This window comes from Bradyrhizobium altum (assembly GCF_020889705.1).
GTDB lineage: Bacteria > Pseudomonadota > Alphaproteobacteria > Rhizobiales > Xanthobacteraceae > Bradyrhizobium > Bradyrhizobium altum.
This window is the reverse complement of sequence record NZ_JACMYP010000090.1, coordinates 24,184-30,226: the sequence shown is the minus strand read 5'-3', so window position 1 is coordinate 30,226 and position 6,043 is coordinate 24,184. Positions and strand designations below refer to the sequence as shown.

Here is a 6,043-nt window from a genome sequence, read left to right as displayed (position 1 = left end):
GTGGCTTCTCGCGCTTCCGCCGCGCGGCGGAAACGCCGTTCAACCTGATCCTGGAAGCTCGTCCGTAACGGCGCCAACGCGATTGGACGGCGGTGTCACGCCGCCGTCCGACGCTCAGCGTGCTGTCTGATCCTTCGGCAGCGCCCTACTACCAGTCCTGTTGCGATTGCCAGTAATACAGGCCGCCGCGCCGGCGCGGATTGGCGGATTGAGGATTGCCATACGGGGAACCGTACTGGGTCGGGGCCTGAGGATTGCCGTATTGGGGATAGCCGTACTGGGTGCCGGACTGGGGATTCCAGCTGCGCTGAGAGAAGAAACCGAAACCGTCCCCGTCCCCGCTCGCAACCATGTCGTCGGTTTCCATCGGCCTGGTCGGCTTGCGTGTGATGAAACCACCCTGGGGCTGGTTGCTCAGCACAGCAACGAACTCGGTGCGGTAGTTGGTCTCGGCGCTCAGCGGCTCGTCCGAGATGATGATCGACGAGCGCGGCACGGCGGTCGGCGCGATGCGATCCAGCACATCTTGCGGGATGGTGACGCGGTCGAGCGCGTTCTTGGCGTTGTCACCGTCGTCGATCGTCACCTCGGTCCAGCGCAGGCCGGTGTCGTTGCGCGCCATCGCCGTGAAGATATGCGTGCCGATCGGCTGGTCCGGATCGCGAATGGTGACGGGAACCTCGATGCTTGAATCGAACACCTCGCCGCCATCCGCCCACGGCTTATGGGTGTTGCGCCGGACGTAAAGCTTCTGCGTCGCGCGGCTGATGTAGACAGAGACCGGCTCGAGCGCGAGCTTCGCTTCGGTCGCCGCCTTCTGGGTGTCGGCCTTCTTGGTCTCGGCCGCCTTGGCCGCGTCCTTCGCCGCGGCCGCTGCGTCGAGCTTCGGCTTGGCGTCGCCCTGGGCCGCCTCGAACTGCGTCGTCGCTTCCGCGGCCCTGGCGGCGGCCTTCTGCTTCAAATCCTCGGCGCGCGCCTTGGCCTGGTCGGTCTTGGCATTGGCGAGCGTCTTGTCGGCGAACGCAAGCTCGGCGTCGGCACGGGTCTTGGCCTTTTCCAGCTTGCGCAATGATGCCGGCGTGAACAGTGCAGCTTCCTTGGTCGCGGCCGCAGAAGCCTTCTTGGCCTCGTCGGCCAGCTTGGCGGCATCCGCGGCTTCGCGGGCGAGCGTCTCGGCACGCGCCGGAGCAGCCGCGATGGCCTGGGCGTTCGGCACGAACAGTGCCGGATGGGTGAAATTCTCCGGCGCCGGGTCGTTCGGCGCGATGATCACCCGCATCCCGATTCGCGTCCTGTCGAACAACTTCTCGGCGAAGTCGTAGGGCATCCGCACGCAGCCGTGAGAGGCCGCATAGCCGGGCAGCGGGCCGCCATGCAGCGCGACGCCGTTCCAGGTGATGCGCTGCATGTTCGGCATCCAGGCATCGTCATAAAGCGTCGAGTGATGGTCCTTGTCCTTCTCGATCAGCGCAAAGACGCCGGCCGGCGTCTCGCGTCCCTTGACGCCGCTCGACACCGGCGCGCGGTAGATCCAGCCGTCGGCGTCGTAGAAGGTCACCTTCTGGGCCTTGATCGACACGATCGCCATGATCGGCTCGCCCGCGGCGCGCGGCGCGGTCGCCTCGACCGTTGCCGCAGGGCGCTGCTGCTTTGCAGCGACGCCGCCGGTCAGTGACGCAAATGTGACCATCGCGGCGAACGTCACAAAGGCGGGAGGTCCCCAATGCCGCATCGCTCGGGTGATTTGCGCCGTCGTCGTTCGATTTACCATGCGATTCCTCGGTCGAAATGCCTGCCCGCGCTGCGTCGATCCCTACCAGATCACGATTTTGGATTGATTAATCCACCGGACTATCGGCTCGTTCCGCCAGCAAATCACTCATATATGACGGCGCATGCACGAGGAAGGGTGCCGGGGCGCGCCAAACCTGCCTGCGTCATGCCGTCCGCCGCGTCTCCGGCATCACCAGCCAGATCACGAACAGCCCCAGCGCGGCGACGCCGGCCAGGCCCATGAAGGCGGTGCTGCTGCCGAGTTTGTCGCTGACATAGCCGGCAAGCACCGTGCTGAGCGACGCGCCGATGCCGACCGCGGTTCCGACAATGCCCTGCGCCAGGTTGAAATGGCCGCTGCCGAACGCGACGTCGGCCACGATCAGCGGCACCATGACGCTGAAGATTGCCGCGGTGATGCCGTCGAAGACCTGCACCATGACCAGCAGATAGGGATCCCGCACCGTTGCGAACAACAGGCCGCGGATCGCGAGCGAGGCGAATGCAAGCAGCAGCAGCGGCCGCCGCCCCCAAGCCTGGGCCTTGCGGCCGACCGACGGCGAGCACAGCGCGACGATTGCCTGCGGCACGATGATGCAGGCGGCGATCAGGACCGGCGCCCACTGGCTCGACCGTGTCGTGACGACGCCCGCCATCAGCGGCAGCATCGCAGCATTGGCGAGCTGGAACAGCATCATCGCGCCGGCAAAGATCAAGAGCGACCGCCGTCGCACCAGACCGACGATACTGGTCGCTCGTTTGTCGGGAACCTCGCGCTTCACCTCACCGTGGGCCTGCGCGATGTCGATCTCGCGCTCGCGGATCCGCGCCAGCGACAGCAACGTCGGGATCGCAAGGATGAAGGTCACGAGAAACACCGATCGGCTCGACAGGAAATAGCCGCAGGCGCCCATCAGCGCCGCGGCCGAGCCGCTGCCGAGCGAGGCAAAGCGGGCATTGCGGCCGAGCCGCTCGCCGATCGCCAGCGGCCCGACCAGGCCGAGGCTGATCGCGGCGATCGCCGGACCCAGCACGCAGCTTGCGAGCGCGTGCAGTGTCGCGGCAAGCGTCACCACCGGAAAGATCGGCCAGAGCGCGTAGGCCAGCGCGGCGGCGCCGATGGCGGCAACCGCCCAGCCCGCAACGACCCGTTCCGAGCGCGCCGCATCGACGATCGCGCCGCCGGGCACCTGGCCCAGCAGGCCGATGATGCCGCCGATCGAGAGCACGAAGCCGATCTCGACCTGGGTCCATTTCTGCGTCGTCAGATAGACCGCGATGAACGGGCCGAAGCCGGTTTGCACGTCGGCCAGGAAGAAGATGAACCAGTCGAGCCCGCGCTGGCTTTCGCGCGACGGCATACGCGGTTCCCCGGGACTGGGCTGACCGGGAACAAGCGGCACAATTTTGGTGCCGCCGGCTGATCGCTCGCCACGACCGTCGCCAACCGTCTCGACGGAAGAGTTCGGACGCGCAACCAGCTTTAGCCCCCTAATGTTCGTAGTCCCATGGATGAAGATTGCCGGCCGCGCCAAGCACGATCAGCGGCGTATCTTCCTTGTATTCGGGCGCAGCGCTCACCTGCTGCTTGTTGAGGTCCAGCGTGATGCTGTCGCTCTTGCTGGAAACGCCGGCGAAACGCAGTGCGTTCCAATCGACCACGATCTTCCGGCTGCCGACGCCGAGAAAGCCGCCGAAATCAATCACCGCCGCGCGAACCTTGCCGTCGCGATCGACGATGACGTCGACGATGCGGCCCATGTCCTCATTGGCGGAACTGCGCACGTCGCGCCCCAGAATGCCGTGCGCATCGCGCGCGCCGATCACGGTCACCGAAGGCGGCGGCGACGGCTCCTTGGAGGGTTCTTTGGCCTGCTCCTTCGGTGCAGCGGCTGCTGGCGGCGCAGGAGTTGCCGGCGGCGCCTGGGCTTCGTCGTCGGCGGCGCGGACACCCGCGCATGTCAGCAGCGCCGCTCCAACCAGCATCACCATGATCCTCGGACGCATATACCTCTCCCCACGATTTCGCGCGCGTGTGCCGTGCGACGACGCTCAATGCGTCAGCACGATCGACACCTGGATCTGGCCACGCGTGCGCAACACTTCGAGTGACACCTCGCCGTCGTGGCGCCGCAGCCGCAAATCGACGCTGGACGCGCCGAGCCTGAGGTCGCGCAGCACCACGTCGTTGAGAAATTCAGGCAGCCGCGGATCGCGCAAGCGTATCTCGCCGCGCGTGGTGTCGAACTCCAGCCCGAGTGCGGCCTCCAGAAGCGTGAACGGCGTCGCGCTCGCCCAGGCCTGCGGTGCGCAGGCCACCGGATAGAGCACGGGGCCGCGCCGCCGCTCGCGGCGGAAGCCGCAGAACAGTTCGGGCAGCCGCCGCAGCTCCATATAACTCGCGGCGTCGAACAGGCCCTTGAACAGATGCGCGACCGAATGCTTCAGGCCGTAGCGGGCAAATCCGAGTGCGATCAGCGCATTGTCATGCGGCCAGATCGAGCCGTCGTGATAGGACATCGGGTTGTAGCGCGCTTCGCCCACGGCGACGGTGCGGATGCCCCAGCCCGAGAAGAATTTCTGGCTCATCAGGTCGGCGGCGACCCGGCGCGCGCGATCCTCCCGCACCATGCCGGAAAACAAGGTCTGTCCGGCATTCGACGTGCGCACCTTGCACGGCCGCTTGGCGCCGTCGAGCGCGAGCGCATAGGTGCCGAGCTCCTCGCACCAGAACGCCGCCTCGAACCGCTCCCGCAGCCGCTCGGCCTCGGCGTCGAGCCTCAACGCCCTGTCCGCGAAGCCGAGCTTACGCGCCGCACGCGCGGCAAACTGCTTGCCGGCGAACACATAGCCTTGCACCTCCGCCAGCGCGATATTGCCCTCGGCAAGCGCGCCGTCGGCGTGGAAGATGGCGTCGAAGGAGTCCTTCCAGCCCTGGTTCCGCAGCCCCTCTTCGGTGGCGCGCTGATACTCGATGAATCCGTCGCGGTCGGGATCGCCCGGGCCGTCGATCCATTGCAAGCCGGCCTCGACCGCCGGCCACAGTTCGCGCAACGTCTCCAAATCGCCGGTGCGCTCCAGATAGAGCCCGGCGAGCAGCACGAACAGCGGGGTCGAATCGACGCTACCGTAGTAATGCGCGAACGGCACCTCGCGCAGCGCGGCCATCTCGCCGCCGCGCATCTCGTGCAGGATCTTGCCCGGTGCGGCATCGGACAGCGGATCGACCACCTTGGCCTGGAACAGCGCGAGCCGCTTCAGCACGCCCTTGGCGATCCGCGGATCGACCCACAGCATCTGCAAGGCGGTGATCAGCCCGTCGCGGCCGAACGTCGTCGAATACCAGGGAATGCCGGCATAGGGATAACGGCCCTGCGGCGTCTCCGTCATCAGCATGTTGAGGTCGGCCATCGCCTGGCACAGCACCTCGTTGAAGATGTTGTTCGAGGTCTCGATGCTGGCCGCGTCGGCCGACGAATTCCGCATCTCGCGGCGATGCGCCAGGAGGCCGCGGAAGAACGGCACTGGCTTGTGCATGATCGGCTTGTTGCAGGAAACCGCGACGAACAGCGACGTCACCTGCCCCGGCTCGAGATCGAAATGATAGGTGGCTGCGTTGACCGACAACCGGGTCGGCCGCGGATCGAAATGCAGCGCGGTGATCCGCGATTGCTCGTCGAGGCCGCAATATTCCAGCACGACGTCGGCCGGCCCCAACAGCTTGCTAGAGCCGATGCCACGCCGCGGCCGGCGCTCGCCGCGCACCTCGAACAGATCGGCGAAATCATTGTCGAACAGCAGCGTGAGATCGAAGCTTGCGGCAAGATCGCCGTGGTTCTGGAGGCCGATGCGCTGATAGGCGGTGCCGCGCCACAGGAAGATCGAGCGCACGATGTGCAGCGTATCCTTCTGCAGGGTCAGGCGGCCGTCGCGATAGACGTCGGAATTGGTGAGATCGACCGTCAGCGCCGAATTGTCGTCGCGCATGTTGGAGCCGAGCAGGAGCGGCTGCACGTCCTCTAGCACCACTTCCAGCCGCGCGAGGTAGCGCGTATCGGCGTTGAACAGGCCATCGGGCCCGCCGGCCGAGGCGCCGATATCGCCATGGCTGTCGAGCACGATGAAAGTGTCGTCATGCTTGAGCGAGCGCCGCGGCCGCGCTGCGGGCCCGGTCATCGGAATGTAGAACGGCGATTCGGCGACGTGCTCAGTGATGCGAGCAGTGATGATCTGCGTAACGACGTCAGCTGCCATCTGAACCTCTGGCGAC

4 protein-coding genes are annotated in these 6,043 nt (G+C 66.3%); all 4 read right to left on the bottom strand.

Features of this window, described 5'->3' with window-relative positions; translation table 11 throughout:
• Nucleotides 1-148 precede the first annotated feature (148 nt).
• On the bottom strand, nucleotides 149-1,771 hold the full coding sequence (locus H8B02_RS21940; protein ID WP_229168185.1) for a L,D-transpeptidase: 1,623 nt from the start codon (nucleotides 1,769-1,771) through the stop codon (nucleotides 149-151).
• Nucleotides 1,772-1,937: 166 nt separating this feature from the next.
• Nucleotides 1,938-3,134, bottom strand: coding sequence for an MFS transporter (locus H8B02_RS21935; protein ID WP_229168183.1), 1,197 nt, complete (start codon nucleotides 3,132-3,134; stop codon nucleotides 1,938-1,940).
• 130 nt (nucleotides 3,135-3,264) lie between these two features.
• Entirely contained in the window at nucleotides 3,265-3,780 is a 516-nt protein-coding gene (locus H8B02_RS21930) for a PRC-barrel domain-containing protein (protein ID WP_229168181.1), read from the bottom strand.
• A gap of 45 nt (nucleotides 3,781-3,825) precedes the next feature.
• On the bottom strand, nucleotides 3,826-6,027 hold the full coding sequence (locus H8B02_RS21925) for an amylo-alpha-1,6-glucosidase (protein ID WP_229168179.1): 2,202 nt from the start codon (nucleotides 6,025-6,027) through the stop codon (nucleotides 3,826-3,828).
• Nucleotides 6,028-6,043: the final 16 nt, after the last annotated feature.

Excerpts from the sequence above, each read along its gene's own strand:
- H8B02_RS21930 (WP_229168181.1), bottom strand. The coding sequence starts at position 3,780 with ATGCGTCCGAGGATCATGGTGATGCTGGTTGGAGCGGCGCTGCTGACA.
- H8B02_RS21940 (WP_229168185.1), bottom strand. The coding sequence starts at position 1,771 with ATGGTAAATCGAACGACGACGGCGCAAATCACCCGAGCGATGCGGCAT.
- H8B02_RS21935 (WP_229168183.1), bottom strand. The coding sequence starts at position 3,134 with ATGCCGTCGCGCGAAAGCCAGCGCGGGCTCGACTGGTTCATCTTCTTC.
- H8B02_RS21925 (WP_229168179.1), bottom strand. The coding sequence starts at position 6,027 with ATGGCAGCTGACGTCGTTACGCAGATCATCACTGCTCGCATCACTGAG.